The following is a 22,313-nucleotide window of genomic DNA, read 5'->3' as shown; positions in this document are numbered from 1 at the left end:
TTACAATAAAAGAGGAGGCTTGCCCAAAAGCACCAGGAACGTGAAAAGCATTTTAAACTGGTTTTAGCAAAAATATCCTATCGTCCCTTTGATTTAAGTGCTGATTTTGATCAATTATTACCTTATTTTGTCACCGGGTACAGATCTCTCTTTTTGTAAACCAAAGCACACGAAATGAAAGCACAGTTTGAGGCTATTGCCCAGCAGGAAACCACCTCCCTGAATTTCCATATCCAGGAAAAAAAGGAGTTTGATTACCCCTTTCATTATCATCCTGAATATGAATTGACCTATATACTTTCCAGTCGCGGTATGCGATACGTAGGCAATCATTTTGGCTATTTCCGGGAAGATGACTTTGTGCTTTTAGGGCCTCATCTGCCGCATTGCTGGAGGAATTCGGAAGATCAGCAGGATGTGGCATCTGCTATTGTGATACAGTGGAACGAAGATTTATTGGGTAATGGCTGGCTGGATAATAAAGAATTCAGATGGATTAAGAAATTGCACCAGCTGGCGGGTAAAGGCATCAGGTTTCACGAAAATATTGCACAAGGCGTAAAAGCAAGGCTACTGAATATCGCGGCGATGCCGCCGTTTGAAAAACTAATATCGGTGCTGCAAATTCTCAACGATTTAGCCCAAACAGATCAATATGACCTATTATGTGAAGAAGGGTTTTCCTATAACCTGAATTATACAGAAAACGAGCGGATCAATACCGTTTATCAGTATGTAAGGTTGAATTACAATAAGAAAATTACGCTGAAAGCTATTGCAGCGGAGGTAAATATGACCGAACAATATTTTTCCAGGTTTTTTAGTAAGGTGATGAAAAAAACCTTCTTCGCGTTTTTGAATGAATACCGGATTAATGTTGCCTGTAAATTGCTTATTGAAACAGATATGAATGCCAACCAGGTGGGTTATGCTGCAGGATATGAAAGCTTTCCTTTCTTTTACCGCCAGTTTAAAAAGTTTAAATCCTGCTCCCCACAAAAATACAGGGCCGAATTTCAGAAAACCCCTAACCCATATATCCCATAATGACAATTGTTTTATCAGTGCCGTTTTTGAATCAGCTCAGGCTGGCCATTGGAACGGATTTCCAACTTCACGTCTGCCCCGTTTTCACCTGAATATTTCCCGTCGAAAGTAATTTCATTCGTGCCACTGGATAAAACCGGCAGCGGTTTATTCAGATCTAGGGTTTGCAGCAATTGCCATTGCCGGTTGTATACCTGTACTATTTTGCCATCACATTTCAGGAATTGGTTTCTCTTCAGACTTACCGGCAATATCAACGCATCCTGGTGATTAATGCCTATTGATATCTGATCAAAAGTTACATCCGGATCAGACTCTTTGCTGGCAGCGAGTGTGATAATAAAAGACACCGGTTGGGAAGCCGCCGGGTTATTAAACGTCAATGTGGAAAAAACCGGCTCTCCGGGTTGTTTCATTTGTTGCGTATGTTTAAAATACGCGTTATATACCGGAGTTAACTTATATTGACTATTGCCTGTCATCTCCAGGTGAAATTCGTGCTTTAAACTTCGCATCTGCTCTTTCTGGGCTTCGCTGAAAATATTCTCCATACGGGCCTGTTCCCAGGTCTTTATCAATCCCAGCAACTCGTCTTTCTTTCCGTGTTTTCGCAATGTTTCGAGGCTGGTAGCCAGTCCAAAGCCTGCATTATACCCGGCGCCAAGGGTCAGCATCCATTCTATATCTTCCGGGGTGGTTTCCGGGCGCAGGCTGAACCAGCCCAGCATGGAGGGCATCAGGTTGCGGCGGAAAAATTGCTGATTCTTGAGGCGCAATTGCAATTGGCTTTCTCTGAAGCCGGCGTACCAGGGCTCACCCCAGTTCATCCTGGTGTAAATATGCCAGAAGTAGTGGCCGGGCATACTGGCATCATTGATCACTTTTCCTTTCAATTCGGGTGTCAGGTTATCGTACCAGGTTTTTGTAAACAACTGCTTCGCATACTGACCCATACCGGAAGACCAGCAGCCTTCAAGTCCATCGAAAGATATCTGCATCAGGCCCGTTTCATTAAATAACCGTGCAAGGGTTTTCGCCATTTCTTCCTGCAGCGCGTAATCGGTAAGGAATACTTTGTACGGATGATCCATCAGTTTACCAATAGTATCATTTGCAGAATGGGCCGCAGCATTGGTGCCAAAGGAGCCGCGCTGGCAATCAAGCAGTTTCCAGGGAGCAGAGGTGGATACGGTTCCATAACGGATAATTTCATTGCCTATGACAACTGACTTTAGCGTATTGTTTTGAAACTGATTGAAGTAAACCGGGTCCCTGATCCCGATTTCTTTTGCGTTGGCATCAATGGCTGCGCTGAGTTGTGAATAACCTACTTTTGCCAACCGCGGGTCGGGTACCGGGGTTACATAGGGATCGTTGGTGGTGATGAAATTGGATAACGTATGGATGCCTAGCCGCACCCCCTTCGCTTTTGCGGTTTCAACACACTGCTTCATAGTGGTCCAGTTCTCCGGAAATTCTTTCGCATGCAGCTTAAAATGACCCCAGTTATCAAAAGGATCGCCATGATAAAGATAGCGAAGGCCCGCCTGTTTGGTAACCGCTATTGCTTCCTGCAGGTTATCGATGCCGAAATCCATGATCAGGTATGATTCAGAGGCGTGCAAAGCCTGTTTTCCCCATTCACCATCCAGCAGCGGATGCGGTAATCCTTCTTTGAGTTCAATCTGCGAAATAGTGGGTAGCACATCAGCATTCGCTACTCCGAAAAGCGCGATCTTGCTGCCTGTAACACCGCCATCTTTGAAGGCAGGGGCGAGGTAAGCGCTATGCCCCCAGTTTTCAATAACCCGGTCCTTGTCCCGGTTGCGGCAATACGCCTGCAATACCGCCCCATAATCAGTAGGACGGGCAACGTCTCCTCTGAATGACTGCTTGTTCATGTCATCTTCCTTTACATCTACCTTGTTGTGGCCTTCAAACACGTCATAGGATGGTTCAATATCGCTTTCTTCGTTCGGGTATCCTCCAAGTGTTTTTACATTCAGCGCCTGGATGCCGATAGCAAACTCCTTGTTCCGTACTACGCCTACTACTTCGCCTACTGTATCTGCGATGGTAACGGGATATGGCCCCCATAATATCAACTCAATATTTTCAGAAGGGGTTAGTTGGGTCAGTTCAAAACTAATGTAACGATCGTTACGCTGCACTTTTACTTTTGCTTCTACGCCTGCCTGCGGATAAGATAATAACAGTTCTGAATTTTTTGCGTTCCAGGCACAACTCCCCGGAGCAAGGATATGGCCTTCTTTCTTTATGCTCATGAGCGCAGTCGCCTTATCTGCAAATATGAATTCTTTTTGCAGCGCAAGGCTCTTCATACTGGTCACCTTCCCGGAATTGTCCAGCTGGATACTCCACTGCTTCGTTTTGAAATTTACCTGTGCGGTAACCGGCAAAACGGCCATGCCTGCCAGAACAGCCAGGATTGGAACCAGGTGCTTGATGAGACTTCTCTTTTTCATTTCAATATTTTAGATGAGTGTAGGGAGCGCGTTTTTCATACCGGTCGCAAATTGTTCATTCTGCTTCTTGTATACTAATGTATTTTCATCATTTTTTGCCGTTTTATTTACTGGTGTTGGATTTTAAGGTTACCGCCGGAACCAATTGATATCTACATGTCCGCTAGCCGCAAGTGTTGATGGACTGGTGTTGTAATTAAATAATGCAAATCGGTTGGCCGTCCAATCGAGTCCCAGCCCCATTTTTAATTCGCTTCCAATAGGAGAAAAATCCTTACCATTAGTACTGTAGGAAAAAGTAGCAACAAAGCCTTTTTCTCTTATAACGGTTTTAAACCAAATTTTAGGCTGCTTTATATTAATAACTGATAGAGTACTATCATTCATTGCCATTATAATTTCTTTTCTGCCTGCAGTTTGCCGGACGGCCACATAAGCATAGGGAACCTGGAATACACCCAAACCGGCGATGTCATTATCTTTCATTCCACTGATATCCATTTCTATTGTTCCTTCGGAATATGGGCCTTCTACCCGCTGAGTCAAAGTGTTGACGGCATGAAACAAGTTTGAGGCTTTGCCCGCTTTTAAGCGGAGATACCCCGGTCGCTCAGTCAATGACCATTTACTATTATCAGGATTGTGGTTCCATTGCCATTGCAATGCCAATGAAGCAGCGTCGAATTCATCAGAGCTGGCAGGAACAGTAATCGGGGAGGAGATTCCTGTAACTGGTTTGGGGAATGTATCTACCCCTATTCCTTTTTTACCAAATACCGGCCAGCCATCTTCCCAGGTAACCGGTTCCAGGTTTGGCACACGCCCGATAGGACCACGATCCTGCATAATAATAGCCCACCAGGAGCCGTCTTTCAATTGTACCATGCCACCCTGATGTAAGCCATTGCCGGGATAAGTATGATCATCCTGCATGATTACTTTCGATTCATAGGGACCATATATGCTATCTGAGCGCAAACAAACCTCCCGCCCCCGCGTGCCACCAGTAGAACCTAGTATATAATATTTGTTATTGACTTTGTATAGATGCGATCCTTCGAGATAGGGAAAAGCAGGATTGTCGTAGATCTTCCGCTGCGGAACTTTCACGGACTTCGCGTCACTATTTAGCGCTGTAATATAAAGTGCCTGCTGTCCATGCACAACATATACTTTGCCGTTATCATCAAAAAAAAGTCCCGGATCATACAGGTACTCGTTGAATATTGTTCTTGTCCACGGGCCGTTTATACTTTTGGCAGTACAGATGGAAAAATGCCCTTCCTTTGTTTCCATCTTAGGTGTGCAGAATCCCACATAAAAGGTGCCGTCGTGATAACGGATGGTGGCAGCCCAGGAGCCGCTCAGATACATATCTCCCCCCTTCATGTCATAACGGGGATCTTCCTCATACCTTGAAACGGCATAGCCTCCCATCTCCCAGTTTACTAAATCCTTAGAAACCGCAATAGGGCAGCCGGGTACATAATGCATGCTGGTGGAAATGAAATAGAATTTATCGTCCACCCGGATAATGTCCGGGTCGGGCCAGTCGCCCCACATGAGCGGATTAGTGAAATATCCATTGCCCAGATCCGGTGTCCAGCTTTTTGTAGTTTGTGAGGAGGCGGTAGTGAAATGCCATAGCAATGTAAATAATACTAAGATTTTTTTCATCGATCACTGTATTTGTTTTTCCGGTAATGTTATTTCCCCGGTATTGCGTTCATGTTCACGGCGAAATTATATTAAAACAATCGATGTTCACGTGGAATTTATGACAGATGCTGCCCCTGCAAAAATAGCATTGGTAATGGTCAAATTAAGCGTTGTATAAGAGAGCGGGTAATGCCGCGATTTCTTAACAGGTATAAAGACTTAAATCGTATTTTATTATGAAAATACTATATTTACTGAGTGTAATACTTTCCCATGCTCAATTTAATACCTCCCGACTATACGCCATGGATACTTTCAGAAGACTATATCAAAGAATTGAACTTTGACTATATGGAAACTTATTCCTTCAATCGACTGAATCCACTTCTCAAGGTTGAGTATAACGAATTGTTTGAACGGAGGCGACTTGATAGATTGCCTGCGACTGAGATGGCGAGGCTTGAGGAGCTAGATAGACTGTATAACGGATTCGAGCTATTGGTTGACGATAGAGGGACCTTTCATCGTTCCTGTGAGAAAATAGCTACCTTTCAAATGGATGATCCTGAAGTTATGCGTTTGAAGCGAATCATGCAAATGGAGGTAATTGAGTGTTTGGATTTTCTTTGTGCTCCCTATTATCGGGATGGAATAATTTTTTATGATTCAACGGGTAAAATAGTTTCCGTTTTAAACGTCTGTTTAAGCTGTAAGCATATGACAACCGGTGTACAACGACTTCGAGCAGATTTTGAAGTATATGATTTGCTTAAAAGATTCTTTCTGGATAGTGGTCATTGTGTAGAGGAACCTCACTCTTTTCTTATGGATCAATTTGGAGATAAGAAAGCGAAATTTTTAGCCGAAAGGGACGTACAACGGAATAACCGGGAGCGGTAGTTCTATTACCTATATAAGAAGAAGCATTTTTGCAGCGTTGGGGTTATCGCAACTTTTATTAGCTTTATGCAATAGTTTTAAATGGATGGTAAATTTAAATTTAATCGTAATCAAAACGGATAAGCTACAAGAGCAATCTGAGTTCTATTCAGACCTGGGCTTTCAATTTGATTATCATAGGCACGGTAATGGACCTTATCATTATGCCAGCATCGGCGGAAATGCCGTGTTGGAAATTTATCCTCTGCCCAAAGGTGTCATAACACCCGATCATACAACTAGATTAGGATTTATTGTTGAAAATCTAAACCTGACAATTCAACACCTCACACATAAAGGTATTAAAATTATTTCGGAGCCTGCCCAAACAGAATGGGGATATACAGCTATTGTACAAGATTTTGATGGAAGGAAAATTGAACTTACCGAAGAAAAGAATAAATGAAAAACATAAATTAGAGGCGCTCGCCATATTTTACAACTCCTATTCTATTAAATACTATCATTCTTGTAAAGTCCTTGTTACTGAGTGTAAGATCATTCTTATTTAGTAGCCCCCGGATAGATTGAGCCGCGATTTTTGTTTGAATTGGAAATGAATTATGCCGATCTATTATCAGGTATATTTCCAAATCGCTAAAATGCCGCTCGATAAGTTTATTTACTTTAGCTTCATTATAATCATCACCAACTCCAATGTAGTTCCATTCATTGCCTTTTATCATCACCCACTTAATCCGACCTGCGTAGTAACTACATGCGATGAAAATATTTTTTGCGTCCATTTTTTAAGTATCCGTATTTAAAAGTACAGCAGAAAACTGAGATGGAATAAATATTGGTCATTGATCATTTATTTTCTCAGCATAATTAACTACATAGTATAGAGAAGATATTTTAAATGCGTGAAATTTTGGACTTGACAACAGCGGCTATATTCTCCAACTGACATTATGCGGGCACTTTATCTATGTGTACTCATATTCATGACCCTTTCAATTCGTGGCCGGTTATATCGTTGAAGCAAAATAGGGTATAGATTGAATAATATATTCAGTACTAACAACCACAACGACTTGAGGATTCCGAATTTAAATGCCACGAAAATATTAACCCCCAAAACTATCATCAAAATAATGATATGCCCTAATTCAGATTGTTTTGTCCGGTAATGCAGATGCATTAAAGCTGTGGTATTCTTTTCCACCGGGCTGGATTTTTTGTTTAGTTTTTCCCAGCCAACCCAAACCAATAATTTCCTGAAAACATTTATTCCAAGAGACTGATATATTTTCCCTCCCTGTTCCCATGGCTTTTCGTTATAGTAAGGGGAGGTAAGCGGGGCTTTCAATGTTTCCGTAAAGAAAAGCACGCAGCCCATCAACAGGAAATTAAGCGCCCAGGCAAATGCAAAACCTTGCATCCCAACGTAATAAATGAGGGCGTAAGTACAGGCAATGGTGATGATTACGATGAAAATTAAAATCAGGACTTTCCGCATTGATTACTATCGTTAAGATGATAAGATGTTGCACAGCGCACGAATATAAGGAACTCTTTCATTTCGGTTACGGATATCCTTGATTCGGTTATCATAGAAAGATAATGATTCCTGAGTTTTGCTTTGTTTATTAATTATCAATATTATGGAAAATCAAATCAGATCGTCAGCAAACAATCAACTTGTAGCGCTTGTAACAGGCGCCAACCAGGGAGTTGGGTTTCAGATCGCTAAAGCGCTTGCTGCCAACGGCTATACCGTATATGTAGGCTCACGTAATCAAAGCAACGGAGAAAAAGCAGCGGCCGAAATTGGTGGCAATGCGTATGCTATTCAACTTGATGTTACCCTGCAGGCAACAATCAGTGCAGCGGCAGAACGTATTGAAAAGGAACAGGGACGCCTGGACCTGCTGGTTAACAATGCGGGTATATCTCATGCCGGAAAGCCGGGCCGGACGCTGGAGGAGATAATGGAAAATGGCCGTGCTACCACGGCCTCACTGGATGAAATCCGCACCGTATGGGAAACCAATGTATTCGGCGTCATTGCTGTTAGCCAGGCCATGCTGCCTTTGCTCCGGAAGTCAGCTGCCGCACGCATTGTCAATGTATCCAGCGTATTGGGTTCCCTTACCTGGATCGCTGACCCCACTTGCTGGGCAAGGGATCATTTTAACGTTGTTTACGCTGCCTCTAAAACGGCCCTCAATGCTGTTACGCTGGCCTTCGCCATCGAACTGGAAAAGGAAAACATTAAAGTCAATGCAACAAGCCCCGGCTATACAGCCACCGCACTGAATAACTTCCAGGGCACTGACTCCGTTGAAGTAGGCTCACGTGAACCGATACGGGTGGCACTTGACACCGATGGTCCAACCGCCAGCTTTACCGGTCCGGATGGCCCTTCGCCGTGGTAATTGCAGCACAATAAAATTAATTAATGACCGGTGACAGAAATAGTCACCGGTTAAAGTTATTATCTTTAATTATGAAAAACGAACAGCCCAAACTCCCCAAGCTGGACTCCATAGCGGAACTTCACCGCCAGCTGGGGCTTCCCGGTCCACGGCATCCTATCATTAGTTTATTGGATGCCACAAACGGTGAAATCGATATGAGCCGGCTTCCAGGCGGTTATATCTCAGGTTTCTATAAGATCTCCTTTATCACCGAACTGAAAGGAAAGTTCCGGTACGGACAGGGCTATTATGATTTCGACGAAGGTAGTCTCTTATTCACTGCACCAAACCAGGTTGTTGGTGCTACAAACAATTACCAGGGTAATAAAAGTTATTCGCTGATCATCCATCCGGATTTCCTGCAAGGCTATCCATTGGCCACGAAGATCAAAAACTACGGCTTTTTCTCTTATGCTATCAACGAAGCATTGCACCTTTCTGAGCAGGAGAAGTCGACTGTGCATGCTATTTATAACATTATCGGGGAAGAGCTGAACAGCAGGATCGATGAATTCAGCCATGAGGTAGTTATCGCGCAGATTGAGCTGCTGTTGAGCTACGCTAAACGATTTTACAACCGCCAGTTCCTGACGCGGAAGGTTGTTACGAATGATCTGCTTCAGCAACTGGAAGAACTGCTCAATACTTATTTTGAGCAGGACAAGCCGGCCAGTGATGGCATACCCACTGTTAAATACCTCTCTGAGCAACTTAACTTTACACCGAATTATCTCAGCGATATGCTCCGGTCACTTACCGGACTGAATGCACAACAACATATTCATCAAAAACTCATCGAAAGGTCCAAAGAGCTGTTATCCACAACAAACCTCACCATCAGTGAAGTGGCCTATGAGTTGGGCTTTGAGCATCCTCAATCATTCAGCCGCTTATTTAAAATGAAAACGAAGCTGTCGCCGCTGGAGTTCCGGCAAACGTTTAATTAATAAGCGGCCGTATTTCAAGAAAAAAACGCAAGGCGCAACGTGCATTTCTATGCAAACACGGGAAGGTATCCGCCCGGTTACCGGTATTGTATTTTAATATTATTATCATTATCTTGGATGAATTGTTTCAAAACACTTTTGTCAAGCCATGGGGGAGCCTGTAGAGGAAGGGCAAAAAGCCACCACGTTAGTACAGCCGGAAGTTACCGATCTGGAGCTGGTATTTAAAGAGTGCTATGCAGTTCTCCTGGCGTATGCCTGTAAATTCGTGTTGCGCGAAACCGCTGAAGACATCGTACAGGATGTTTTTGTACAAATACACCGGAAAAGCGCCTCCCTCCAATTAACCTCCAATATCAAAAGTTACCTGTTTCGCAGTATTCATAACAGTTGCCTGGATTATATTAAACACCAGGCGGTGCATCAGCGCTATGTGAATGCCGCCTTACCCGGTCTTACGGCCGCTGAACTGGACTATTTTAACCCGGATAGCCCCCGGCAAAGCCTCCTGGAGCAGGACAACCTTGAAGCCAGTGTGTGGCGGGCCATACAGGAATTGCCGCCTAAATGCCGGGAAGTGGTAACGCTACGTTACCTGCAAGGACTTAAAACCGGCGAAATCTCTGCTGTCATGGGCATCTCTTCCCGCACGGTAGAAACACAATTATATAAGGCGATTAAGCAACTCAGAGGAATCGTCAGGAAAGTGAACTACCTGTTTTCTTTTATTTTATTATAGCCTGTAATCCCGGTCCCCCTCTTTTCTTCTTTCTGAAAAAAAATTAAAAAAAAGAGTACGTAGAAATTATCTCCTTGTCGTCTAATTAAATGACATGTCACTACATCATAATACAAACGAATTGGATTATACGATCTTAATAAGGTTTATTGAAGGGAAGGCAAGCCCTGAGGAAACTGAGGTAATAGTCGCCTGGCTGAAGGCTTCCCCCGGCAACCAGGCGTTGTATTTCCAGGTAAAAGACATCCTCGACCAGGAATTGGCGGCTAAAATTACGACCGCTGATGCCGATCAAAGCTGGCAGCGCGTAGCAGCACAGTTGTTGGCAGCAGAGCAGCCGGCGACGCCTGTGAAGAAACTTAGCTGGCTGAAGTATGCGGCGGCAATCCTGCTACTGGTCCTGGCAGGAGGTGCAGGAGTTTACCTGCTTATGCATACCGGCTCCCGGCCCGCGGCCCTGGTAACATTGGTGCATAAAAAAGCATCGGTACAAATGGTGCTGCTGCCAGACAGCACTCGTATATGGGTAAAGCCCGGCGGACAGGTGAAGATGCGGGATATAAAAGAGGAAGACGGACGCGAAGTATGGCTGGAAGGCAGCGCTTATTTTGAAGTGGTGAAGAAAGCGCAAACACCATTCAGGGTGCATGTGCCAGGCATGACAGTAACGGTACTGGGAACTTCTTTCACCGTAAACGAGGATAAACGTCATACGGCGGTAGTGGTAAACACCGGGCTGATCAAAGCAGCCGCCTTTAACCGGGAATTACTGCTGCATCCAGGGGAAAGAGGGATGGTGATCGACAGCCAGATACAGATGGATCATATCAACCCGCAGTTATATGCCGCCTGGAAAGACGGTGATTATAAATTTGAAAACACCACTATAGATGAAATAAAAGAACTATTGTACGCGAACTATGGATACCAGGTAGAAATATTACAACCAAAAAAATTCCGGGGCACCCGGATCAGCGGACGTGTGCTGATAACAGATGACATAAGTTTATGTAAGGCGCTGGGAGCCATGCTGGAAGCAGACGTGCGGAAAGATGGCCAGCGGATTATTATTCAACCAAAATAAGCATCGTGAAAGAGGATGTATCACCTCCGTTATCAGAACAGATACGTTTTTTGTAACCATATTGAACAGGAACAAATTGAACAGCAACGACGTGTAGCACGGCAATCTCATTCCCATTTTAATGAAGTAGTTTTTTAAACCAATATGTAGTCTTTAACCAAAATTTTTCCGTTATGAAATTTGGATCTCTACGGCATTGCCTGAAGGGAGCGACTGGCCTGTGCCTTGTACTGAGTGCGATAACTTCGTCTCTGCGCGCGCAGGATGCCATGGCCGGCATCCAGGAGCAAACCCGGCAGGAACGCAGCAGATACAGCCCCTCCGATCCGGCCAGGTCGCAAATGATATTGCTGAAGGATGTGCTGGAAAAAATTTATACAAAGTATCAGCTCAGGATTGCACTAAACGACAAGTATGCGAAAGATATTTATCTCTCTGACAAAGTATTAAAAATGGATGCCGAAAAGGTAGTGCCGTTTTTGCAGAAAATGTTACAGGGGCATAGCCTTAAGCTGGATGCAATAGGCCCTTCACAGTACGTGATTACATCGGCGGAGAATCATGTTGCGGTGCGTAAACCGGTGGTGAAGCTGAAAGTATCCGGTACCGTAAAAGATAAACTGGGTGCGGCATTGGTAGGAGTAACCGTGAAAATCCTTGGCACACCAACAGGTACTACCACCAACGATAAAGGCTACTATGAACTGGATGTGGAACCCACCGATGTCCTTGAATTTTCTTACATCGGTTACCAGTCGCAGCAAATCCCCGTCAGGAATAAAGTAGATATCAACGTGGAAATGCTGGCCAAGGAAGGCGGATTGAATGAAGTAGTGGTGGTAGGGTTTGGTGCACAAAAGAAAATAAGCCTGGTAGGTGCGCAGTCCACCATCAAACCGGAAGAGCTGAAGCTGCCGGTGAGAAGCCTGACGAATGCGTTGGGTGGCCGCCTGGCGGGGATCGTAGCTGTGCAAAGGAGCGGCGAACCGGGCTACGATGGCTCTGATATCTGGATACGCGGTATCTCCACCTTTGGGTCCAGTCCGCGAGGCCCGCTCGTGATCGTAGATGGTGTACCGGATCGTAGTATCAATGACCTTGACCCCGAAGATATCGCCAGCTTTACGGTGCTGAAAGATGCTTCCGCTACCGCCGTATATGGTACCCGTGGCGCTAACGGCGTTATCCTGGTAAATACCAAAACAGGTAAGCCCGGAAAGCCGCAAATCAACGTGGAACTCAACCAGGCCATCACAAAATTTACACAGCTGCCTGAGTTTGTGGACGCCCCTACTTTTATGAGACTATATAACGAAGGTTTGGAGATGAGAGGAAGGACACCGCTTTACTCAGAAGAGCGGATACAACAACATGTTTCCGGCGAGGACCCGGACCTGTATCCCAATGTTGACTGGTTCAAAGTACTGTTTAATAAATGGGGACAGAGCAGAAGAGCGAACCTGAACGTACGCGGAGGATCCGAATTTGCTACCTATTATATTTCTGCCGGTTATTATTCAGAAGTGGGTTTGCTGAAACGCGATCATGTACAGTCCTATAATTCAGATATAAAACTGGATCGATACAATTTTACCACCAACGTAGATGCCAATATCACCAAAACAACCAAACTTGAATTAGGCGTAAACGGTTTTATCATTAACAGTAATTATCCGGGTATTGGTACCGGCGCACTTTTTGACCTGGCTACACAGGTGCCGCCTCACCTGATACCGCCGCAGTATTCCAACGGGCAGTGGCCTAAAATCCCTGGTGGCAGCTATCCCAGCCCATACCGTAACCTTACGCAATCCGGGTATGCCACAGAATACCGTAACACCATCCGTTCCAATATCAGGCTCCGGCAAAACTTCGATTTCATTCTTAAAGGGTTATCACTTACCAGCATGTTTGCTTTTGATGCTTATGGCTGGAATAATCTTAACCGGAAAAGAGAAGTACAAACCTACTATGCCACCGGGCGCGATTCATCAGGGAATCTTCTTACAAAGATTGTAGACCCGGGGTCCAACGTATTGGGATTCGAAGTATCAAGAGGTGGCAACCGCCGGTTTTATACGGAAACCGCGTTAAACTACGCTAACAAATTCGGTGATCACGATGTTTCCGGATTGCTGTTATATAATCAATCCGATTATATTGACGCCGATGCCGGTACCCTTATTTCCTCTATTCCCTACCGCATCAGGGGGCTGAGTGGAAGAGGTACTTATGGTTATAAGAACCGCTATTTTGCCGAAGTAAATTTCGGGTATAATGGTTCCGAAAACTTTACACCTAATAAACGGTACGGTTTATTCCCTTCTTATGGCGTAGGCTGGGTAGTGTCCAATGAAAGTTTTTTTGCCCCGGTAACTAACGTGATCAGCTATTTAAAACTCCGCTATACCTATGGTTTATCCGGGAACAGTAATACCGGCTCCCGGTTCCTGTTTCTCACAAGGATAAAGAGCGATGGCAATCTTGGCTATACTTTTGGCGTACCGGGCAACACCACCGGCTATGGCGGGTTGGAGGAAGACCAGATCGGTTCCGAGGTGAGCTGGGAAACAGGAAAACGGCAAAACCTGGGTATTGAGGTAAAAGCGCTGCATGACGACCTGTCGTTGATCGTGGAGTTATTTAAAGAGCGCAGAACAGGTATCCTGCTCAGGCAATATGATATCCCGTACGCTTCCGGTTATACCACCGATAATATTCCCTACAGGAATATAGGTATTACAGAGAATAAAGGAATAGATGTAACCCTCGATTATAATAAATCATTTTCCGGTAATTATTGGTTTGGCTTCCGTGGAAATTTCAACTTCAATATCAACAAAGATGTGTATGACGGGTTACCACCCTGGCAGTATCCCTGGCTGAACCGCACGGGCCATCCGATCGATCAGCGTTTTGGTTATGTAGCCCTTGGCTTGTTCACCGACTCCTCTGAGATTACAAGATCTCCCAAACAGGCCGGAGATGTGCGTCCCGGAGATATCAAATATAAAGACCTGAATGAAGACGGTATCATTAACAGCTATGACCAGCAGGCAATAGGTTATGGCTCCGTACCACGAATTGTGTATGGCGTCAATTTCAGTGTAGGTGCAAAAGGATTTGACCTAAGCCTGTTTTTCCAGGGTGTGGCAATGGTAGATTTTATGTACAGCGGCGGTCATGCTACCAATCCTTTTTACGAAGGACCTACAATCGGTAACCTGTATACCGCAGTAAAAGACCGCTGGACACCCGAAAAAACAGATGGCCGGCCTTTCTATCCAAGAATGTCAACCCGCCAGGATATCACCACCAATTACTACGAAAGTACCTGGTGGCAGAAACGGGCAGACTATATCCGTTTGAAAAGCGCTGAACTGGGCTATACATTCAGCAGCAGTAATCTTCAGCGCTATGGATTGAAAAGTGTACGCACGTATGTGAACGGAACAAACCTGTTTACCATTTCGCCCTGGAAAATATGGGACCCGGAACTGGGCGATGGCAGGGGTACCGCTTATCCCAACATGACTTCCTTCAATTTTGGTATCCGCGCTAACTTCAAATAAAACAGCACCACTATGACGCATCATATCTTCCAAAAAAATATCCTTTTACTGGCGCTGCTGTTACTGTTTACAGCCGGTTGTAAGAAAGGATTCCTCAATACAGTACCGGATAATATCACCACGCTGAAAGATGTATTTACAAACAGGTCGATGACAGAACAATGGCTGGCGCGCATCTACAACCCGATGCCGGATATGTGGAACCAGCCTTACAGTATTCCGTGGACAGGCCAGTGCGACGAAGTAGACTATGCATGGGTACAACCCGGTATGAACTCAGGCGCCATCACTGCGGATAACGCCAATCCATCCTATTGGAACAGTTACTACCAGACCATCCGGCAGGCGGCCATCTTCCTGCAAAATGCAGATCAGAACAAGGAGATCCTCGCACAACCCGGTGGTGAACAGCTGCTGAAGCAATATAAAGCAGAAGCCCGCTTTTTAAGGGCCTACTACTATTGGTTGCTCATGCGGCAATACGGACCGGTAGTATTAATGGGAGAAGAACCCAAAGCTCCGGAAGACGATTTCCAGATACCAAGAAGTCCGTGGGATGACTGCGTAAACTATGTACTATCTGAAATGGATAAAGCAATGCCGGATGTGCCGGTACTGCATATGAACCCTGTTGATCCCACACAGCCGGACGTTACACAAACAGGTCGCATCACAAAGCCCATTATCCTGGCGGTGAAGTCGCAGATATTGTTATATAGTGCCAGCCCCTTGTTCAATGGCAACACCGAGATGAGCAACTTTAAAAACCAGGATGGCGCCGCATTATTTAACGCATCTTTCGACAAAGAAAAGTGGAAGAAGGCAGCCGATGCCGCTAAAGCTGTAATAGATCTTAACAGGTGGGAATTATATACCGTAGCAGATGCAGATCCGTTCCGGGCAGCTTTCCTTTCCTGCCGGAATTTATTCTTTGACGGCTGGCAAAAAGAAGCGATCTGGATCCGTACCTACTCCGATCATGTGGGTAACTGGGAACGGCATTGTTCTCCCAGGTGCGCCAACGGCTCCGGCTGGAACGGCATTGCTGTAACCCAGGAAATGGTGGACGTTTTCCGTACGGCTGATGGCAAAGCGATTACGGATAACAGCAGCGGCTATACGGAAACCGGGTTTACCGATGCCGCTACCCCGTATTATGTAAGTGGTACCTCCAATATGTATCATGGAAGAGAACCCCGGTTTTATGTAGATGTTACTTTTAACGGATCAGTAATCCCGGTGGTTCCGGAAAACGGGCAATCAAGAGTGGAGTTTTTCTTTACCGGCAATTCGGGTAAAAACGGCGCCCCCAGGGATTGGCCTACTACAGGCTACACGGCCCGTAAAAATATTCATCCCAATACAGATTTCAGAAGCGGCCGCAGTTTTTCCCGCCCGGCGATGATGATCCGTCTTGGTGAAATTTACCTGAACTATGCAGAAGCCTTGAATGAATACGATCCGGGAAATCCTGATATCTTAAAATACCTTAACAAGATCCGTAACCGGGGCGGGCTTGCTGACCTGGTGGCCGGCGCCAGCCAGGCGGAAATGCGTAAGCAAATTCACCTGGAACGCCAGGTAGAACTGATGTTTGAAGGCCACCGTTATTGGGATGTACGCCGCTGGAAAGTGGCGAACACGCCGGATCAGCACCAGGGCGGGCAATTCCATGGGATGAACATTGAAAAAGGATCTTTCCTGTCTGATCCCGAATTTCATAAAAGGATTGTGGCTTTCACCAGGGCGCAATGGGATAACAAATTTTATTTTTATCCCGTACCGCAAAGTGAAATCGACCGGAATAAAAAACTGGTACAGTTCCCCGGATATTAATGCAGCGATGATGAACGTGCTTTAAAAGAGCTGGCTCCTGGAGCCGGCTCTTTTTTTTGCTGTCATCGGATGTCGCTTTTGGCTCCATGATTGTCGCATATCCCCTGCAGGTGAAAAAATTGGGATGCCGAAATTTGTATCGTAAACAAAAACACACGGTATGAATAAGAATATGATCACCTTTTTCCTGGTGGCTACAGTAATGGCGGTAGCAACCTCCTGTCAGCCTGGCCCGAAGGATCAACAGAATGTTCCCGCTAAGCCGGAAGACACGCCTGTTAACAAGCCGGTGAAGCCGGTTGAAAGCGGCTATGCAGATGTGAACGGGCTGAAAATGTACTACGAAGTATATGGTGAAGGTAAACCTATCGTACTATTGCACGGATCTTATATGACCATACCTTTGAATTGGTCGCATATCATCCCCCTGTTAGCCGGCAACCGGAAAGTAATAGTAGCGGAAATGCAGGGTCATGGCCGCACAAGGGATATCCCGCGCGAACTTAGTTACGAAGGCATGGCAGACGATGTATCCGGGCTGCTCCGGCATCTCAAAACAGACAGCGCCGACATACTGGGATATAGTATGGGAGGTGGCATCGCGTTCCAGTTCGCTATACGCCATCCTGAACAGCTACGCAGGCTCGTGGTGCTATCGGGTTCCTATACCCACGACGGATGGTGGCCGGATGTGGAAGCTATGTATGCTACCATCGACGCAAATATGTTCAAAGGCTCACCTATGCAAAAACAATATGACAGTCTTGGTAACGATCCTGCCCATTTCCCGGAATTTGTAAAGAAGGTCATCAGTATAGATATGAAGCCTTACGACTGGTCGAAAGAAGTAAAAAACATAAAGGCTCCGTTATTCATGGCCATCGGCGATGCCGACGGTATACGGTATGAGCATGCATTGGCACTGTTTCGCGCCAAAGGCGGCGGAAAAATGGGAGACATACACGGACTGCCTCAATCCCGCCTTGCCATCTTGCCGGGTACCACGCACATAGGGATGATGCAGCGCACCGATTGGCTGATACCCATGATCACCGATTTCCTGGATTCCGACCTGAATGCGGCTCCACCCACTTTTTAGAAATGCGGACTAACGTTGACTTATGTACGTAATTACAGGTGGCAATAAAAACAAATACAACAGGCAATCCCGTTAGTTGTCCTCATCCGGCGACCTGAAGGGTGGCCTGCAACTAAATATTTTATATCTTTACCGGATATCCAAACAAAGCGCATTTTGCCGACGATGTTGTATTGTGATATTGTATTGTCGTGTAGTCAGTGTTTTTATTGCCAAGATGAACCTTATCTTTTGTCTCAACCTGTTTTTATCCAACTTCATGCCGACCGGGCCCGTTGTTTCAATGGACACCACCGTGCATTACTTTGTCAGGCGCTTTACTGATGAAGATGGTTTGCCGCAAAACAGCGTAAAATTTATAGCGCCTGACAGGAATGGCTTTTTATGGCTGGCCACAGAAAACGGCTTAGCCAGGTTTGACGGCAATTACTTTCTCAATTTCAGCAGCGATAACGTCCCCGGTTTGAAAAGCAGCAGGATGTCCAGGATTTATCCCAACGATACGGCCATAGCAGTAGAAACGGATATCGGGGAGATATTAACGGTTACAGAGAGTACGGTAAAGCACATCGGGGAGGAGCTGTTAGGATATAACTACCAACGATATAAAGCCAGCAGCAATGATTACTATCCCATCAGGGGATGGCCTGACGATCAGGCAGCACGTTTTGGAAAAGAACGTCCTGTTGTGATACCGCTGGGTACGGACAGTTATTTTGCTGCCTATCGTGATACGATTTCTTTTATAAAGCAGGGAAGGTTGGAGTACCGGGTAACCCAGCCCGGGCTGGATGTATCGCGTTTGTTTGTTTGCGGCAGCAGGCTTTTCTACCTTAACAGGGATGGACACATAACGGGATGGGAGAGGGGACAACCGGTAAAAGTACCGCTTATCGGGGCAGTAGTGTCTGATCCCGCATTTAGTAAAAATAAGATGGAATTGTACTGGAACCTGGCTGCAAACCAGGTTTTTCTTTATACCGATAAAAATTGTTACCAGTTACAGGTAGAACCGGGGGTTGGCATACGTAGTTCGGTTGTACTCCGGGATTTTGATTTTCACCGGAACTACATTTCTTCTATTTATTATGATGAGTCAGAAAGGCGGGTGTTCCTCGGAAGTTCTACAAAGGGCCTTTATGTTTGTACCAGGCAGCAATTCAATGTACGTAAATCGGATGTTTCAGGGGATGAAGTATTTTATGCACAGGTGGCTTCCCCCGGAAACGTGGTGGTGACGCCATCGGGGCTTGCGTTTAACAAGACAGGAGGATACAGTTGGCTGCCTTTGTCGTTCAACAGGGAAAGTGCGATGGAAAAATATACGTTGGCCCGTGATCAGCAGGGAAGGTATTGGGGAAGAAATGGGACTACGTTGGTGGGTGTATCGCCGGATTTCAGCCAGGTATTGCACAAAATTGAATTGCCTTTCCTCATTGGCCAGGTATTCGCGGACCCGGAGGGAAATTTATGGATAGGTGGAAGATTTCCAGGGTTATACTATATTAAAACAGCAGATTCCAGCCTGGCATTGCAGTTTCTTCCGGCCAAAGTAAACGAGGTTAGCTTTATAAAGAATGGAAAGCCGGGAATCTTATGGATAGGTACAGACAAGGGATTATACAGGGTGCATCTGCCATCAGGGCGTACCGATACCATCAAGGGGCTGGAAGATGGGCGTATAAGAAGTATCTATGTCCCTAAAGAAGGAGAAGTCTGGATCTCCACCTATAACCGGGGCGTTTTCCTTTACAGGAATGAGCGCCTGGTAGCCCTGCCGCAGGATCGCCAGCGGTATATGGCCACCACACATTGTATTACCGAAGATGAACAGGGTTATTTCTGGCTAACTACAAACAAAGGGTTATTCAGGATCCGGCGGCAGGATGCGCTCGATTTCGCTGACGGAAGGCAGCGCGACCTTTACTATTATTATTTCGGGAAGGAACAGGGTTTTAATACGAACGAGTTTAACGGCGGCTGTGAGCCATGTGCCTTAAAATATGACGACGGCGATATTTCTTTGCCCTCGCTGGATGGCCTGGTACAGTTCACGCCGTCTTCCATCAGGATGGAAATGCCGGATAAAGGCATATATGTCGATTGGGTGGAACATAACCTGAAACCAACAAAAGCATCAGAACAATTTAACCTGCCCAGTAATTTTCAAAGCTTCCGGTTACACATCAGCTCTCCCTATTTTGGTGATTCCAGGAACCTGCAGTTTTATTATTCCTTGGAGAAAGATGATTGGCCGGAAGAACAGATATGGTTGCCGGTGAACAGCGACAGAACAATCACTTTTTCCTCTTTGCCATCCGGTGATTATCGTATCCGTATCCGCAAACTGAAAGGGTTTGGAAGAGATCAGTATATCGAAAAGGTGCTCGTCATCAACGTACAGAAAGCTTTTTATGAAAGATTGTGGTTCGGGCTGGCGGTATTAACCATTCTGATCTGCCTGATAATTTTGTTGTATAAGATACGCATCAGGAGTATTGCCCGGAAAAACCGGTTGTTGGAACTAAAGGTAATGAGCCGCACCCGGGAGTTGGAAGAAATGATGACCATACTCCAGGAATCTGATGAACAACTGCGTAAACAAAGTTTTATGCATAAGCGTTTGCTTGCTGCTATCACCCATGATATTAAAACACCGCTGAAGTTTTTGTTGAGGGTTAATAAAGAGGAACCATTATCCGGTGTGTTGCAGGAGAAGGAAATAAAAACGGTTACTTACGATAGTCTTTATCGCATGCACCACCTGGTGGATAACCTCATCCATTACATGCGGATCTCCTTCCTGACGGGCGCATTCTCTGAAGACACTGTTGACGTCCACCAACTGGTGGAAGAAAAGATGGAGATTTTTAGTCCGGTATCCGCCTCAAAAGGAATACAGCTCATTAATCATATTTCGCCGGGCGTAACGGTGGTCGTGAATAAATTGTTGCTGGCTGTTATTCTACATAACCTGTTGGATAATGCCATAAAATATACCACCAAAGGCGTTGTAGAATTAAGTGCAGAGAGTGGGGAGGGCGTTCTAACCATACATTTATCCGATACAGGATATGGTATACCGGCGGAAGTAAGGGACTGGATCAATCACATAGAAAATACCGGTCCGGCTCAGATCGGGGGCAGCGGCATAGGACTGATCCTCGTAAAGGAATTGCTGACAGTGATAAACGGGAGGTTGTTTGCCTATCCGGGTGTTAACGGAGGCACTAAGGTTTCCCTGCAACTTCCGCTTAATGACTAGTTACCTGGTACATCTGCGCTTTTTCAATCAGGGCGATTACATTTTTTACCCCTACTTTTTCAAAAATACGCGTTTTGTAAGTGCTGACGGTGGTCAGCTGCAAATGGAGCGTTTCCGCAATTTTTATGAGAGGGAGCCCTTTTGTTAAAAGGTTCATTACTTCAATTTCCCTGGGGGAAAGCACTGAAAAGGGGTTAGAGGAATGTTCCTGCTGCCCTGTAAATTTACCTATCAGCTGTTCCCTGACTGCCCTGCTGATATACTTTTCACCGCTAAGAATCGCAGTGATGGCCACTCTGAATTCTTCATCCGGGGAGTTTTTTTCAATATAGCCATCTGCACCTGCCTGGAGATAGTTAAGGGCATACAGTATTTCATCGTAGGCAGAAAAAACCAGTATTTTAATACCAGGTTGCCGGAGTTTCACGGCGTAAATCATTTGCCGGTTGTTTCCGCCAGGCATATTAATGTCCAGGATCAGGAGGTCGATATTTTGGGCTTCAATAAGGAAAATGGCTTCATCAAATGTTTTAGCCTCGGTAACAAGCATGGCGCCCGGTAGTGAGCAAATAATCTGTTTCATGCCAAGCCTTACGATCGAGTGATCATCTGCTATTAGTACATTTTTCATTGCTGGTTTAGGTTAGGGCTCATAGGAGGTATTATTGTTTGCCGGCTCTAAATTAACATTTTTTTCTTCGTATATATGTGACAGTGCCGTAATTTTTTATACTATATAACGTTAAGAGAACTACTACAACAAAAGGGGGATGACTGCACTATATTTGAAAATCAGCGTGCGTAAGGACTTGATAAGAAAAGACCGGTAATTTAAAGTGTCGGTATGACACTAAAATGTGACGGCAGGAGCCTCATCCTTTCCATCAGAAAGGATTGAAAGAACAAGATAAAAACCGGAACAGGTTTTACAACCCGGATACTACAAAGGATTTTCATAGGATAGGGAATCAATAAAAGATGAGTGCAAAGCACTCCAACGGACAGTAGATTGCCCGGGAGCGCCATGGTACAGCGTTCCCGGGATTTTGTTTCAGATAGAAGCGAAGGGCGTGTAGTGTAAATACTACATGGGTATTGAACTATAGTGACAGCAGCGTATATATTGTTTGTCTACTTTTGCTTTGAAGATTTGTTCCGTTGAGTCATGTGAACACTTCTCAGTTTTTCAGGACGTACTAACGATACCCGTATCCTTT

The 22,313-nt window shown here is 45.3% G+C and carries 16 protein-coding genes; 11 read left to right on the top strand and 5 right to left on the bottom strand.

The genetic code is table 11. The annotated features are described in order from the left end of the window. Positions 1-174: 174 nt before the first annotated feature. The gene (locus AB6805_RS01790; protein ID WP_370907754.1) at positions 175-1,047 is read left to right on the top strand and encodes an AraC family transcriptional regulator; all 873 of its coding nucleotides are present in this window, start codon (positions 175-177) and stop codon (positions 1,045-1,047) included. 14 nt (positions 1,048-1,061) lie between these two features. Here AB6805_RS01790 and AB6805_RS01785 read toward each other — a convergent pair whose 3' ends face one another. Both AB6805_RS01785 and AB6805_RS01780 read right to left on the bottom strand, forming a co-directional pair. Then, positions 1,062-3,533 (bottom strand): hypothetical protein, encoded by a 2,472-nt coding sequence (locus tag AB6805_RS01785; protein ID WP_370907753.1) that lies wholly within the window; start codon positions 3,531-3,533, stop codon positions 1,062-1,064. Positions 3,534-3,662: 129 nt separating this feature from the next. Further along, entirely contained in the window at positions 3,663-5,210 is a 1,548-nt protein-coding gene (locus AB6805_RS01780) for a glycoside hydrolase 43 family protein (protein WP_370907752.1), read from the bottom strand. A gap of 255 nt (positions 5,211-5,465) precedes the next feature. Between AB6805_RS01780 and AB6805_RS01775 the strand changes: the two genes are divergently transcribed. Both AB6805_RS01775 and AB6805_RS01770 read left to right on the top strand, forming a co-directional pair. Further along, positions 5,466-6,092, top strand: coding sequence for a hypothetical protein (locus tag AB6805_RS01775; protein ID WP_370907751.1), 627 nt, complete (start codon positions 5,466-5,468; stop codon positions 6,090-6,092). Between the two features lie 85 nt (positions 6,093-6,177). Next, a complete protein-coding gene (locus AB6805_RS01770; protein WP_370907750.1) occupies positions 6,178-6,537 on the top strand; it encodes a VOC family protein in 360 nt (119 codons plus the stop codon). Between the two features lie 10 nt (positions 6,538-6,547). Here the strand turns inward: AB6805_RS01770 and AB6805_RS01765 are convergent, their stop codons facing one another. Then, positions 6,548-6,877, bottom strand: a complete 330-nt coding sequence (locus tag AB6805_RS01765) for a hypothetical protein (RefSeq protein ID WP_370907749.1) — start codon at positions 6,875-6,877, stop codon at positions 6,548-6,550. 179 nt (positions 6,878-7,056) lie between these two features. Then, entirely contained in the window at positions 7,057-7,515 is a 459-nt protein-coding gene (locus AB6805_RS01760) for a hypothetical protein (protein WP_370907748.1), read from the bottom strand. A 223-nt stretch (positions 7,516-7,738) separates the two neighbouring features. Between AB6805_RS01760 and AB6805_RS01755 the strand changes: the two genes are divergently transcribed. The 8 genes from AB6805_RS01755 (at position 7,739) to AB6805_RS01720 (ending at position 21,096) form a co-directional block, all read left to right on the top strand. Then, on the top strand, positions 7,739-8,512 hold the full coding sequence (locus AB6805_RS01755; protein ID WP_370907747.1) for an SDR family NAD(P)-dependent oxidoreductase: 774 nt from the start codon (positions 7,739-7,741) through the stop codon (positions 8,510-8,512). 71 nt (positions 8,513-8,583) lie between these two features. Next, positions 8,584-9,501, top strand: a complete 918-nt coding sequence (locus AB6805_RS01750) for an AraC family transcriptional regulator (RefSeq protein WP_370907746.1) — start codon at positions 8,584-8,586, stop codon at positions 9,499-9,501. A 148-nt stretch (positions 9,502-9,649) separates the two neighbouring features. After that, on the top strand, positions 9,650-10,240 hold the full coding sequence (locus tag AB6805_RS01745; RefSeq protein ID WP_370907745.1) for an RNA polymerase sigma-70 factor: 591 nt from the start codon (positions 9,650-9,652) through the stop codon (positions 10,238-10,240). Positions 10,241-10,334: 94 nt separating this feature from the next. Beyond that, complete coding sequence (locus AB6805_RS01740; protein WP_370907744.1) at positions 10,335-11,324, top strand: FecR family protein; 990 nt, start codon at positions 10,335-10,337, stop codon at positions 11,322-11,324. Positions 11,325-11,497: 173 nt separating this feature from the next. After that, entirely contained in the window at positions 11,498-14,896 is a 3,399-nt protein-coding gene (locus tag AB6805_RS01735; protein ID WP_370907743.1) for a SusC/RagA family TonB-linked outer membrane protein, read from the top strand. 12 nt (positions 14,897-14,908) lie between these two features. Beyond that, positions 14,909-16,732, top strand: a complete 1,824-nt coding sequence (locus AB6805_RS01730; RefSeq protein WP_370907742.1) for a RagB/SusD family nutrient uptake outer membrane protein — start codon at positions 14,909-14,911, stop codon at positions 16,730-16,732. Between the two features lie 160 nt (positions 16,733-16,892). Beyond that, positions 16,893-17,831 (top strand): alpha/beta fold hydrolase, encoded by a 939-nt coding sequence (locus AB6805_RS01725; RefSeq protein WP_370907741.1) that lies wholly within the window; start codon positions 16,893-16,895, stop codon positions 17,829-17,831. Between the two features lie 217 nt (positions 17,832-18,048). Next, positions 18,049-21,096, top strand: a complete 3,048-nt coding sequence (locus AB6805_RS01720; protein ID WP_370907740.1) for a two-component regulator propeller domain-containing protein — start codon at positions 18,049-18,051, stop codon at positions 21,094-21,096. On the opposite strand, the gene AB6805_RS01715 is transcribed toward AB6805_RS01720, so the two are convergent. Next, positions 21,086-21,727, bottom strand: coding sequence for a response regulator (locus tag AB6805_RS01715; protein ID WP_370907739.1), 642 nt, complete (start codon positions 21,725-21,727; stop codon positions 21,086-21,088). The two genes, AB6805_RS01720 and AB6805_RS01715, sit on opposite strands and share 11 nt — an antisense overlap. Between the last annotated feature and the right edge of the window lie 586 nt (positions 21,728-22,313).

Source organism: Chitinophaga sp. RCC_12 (assembly GCF_041360695.1).
In the GTDB taxonomy this organism is placed as follows: domain Bacteria; phylum Bacteroidota; class Bacteroidia; order Chitinophagales; family Chitinophagaceae; genus Chitinophaga.
Note: the sequence above shows the minus strand (reverse complement) of the source record. Positions and strands in the feature narration are given on the sequence as shown.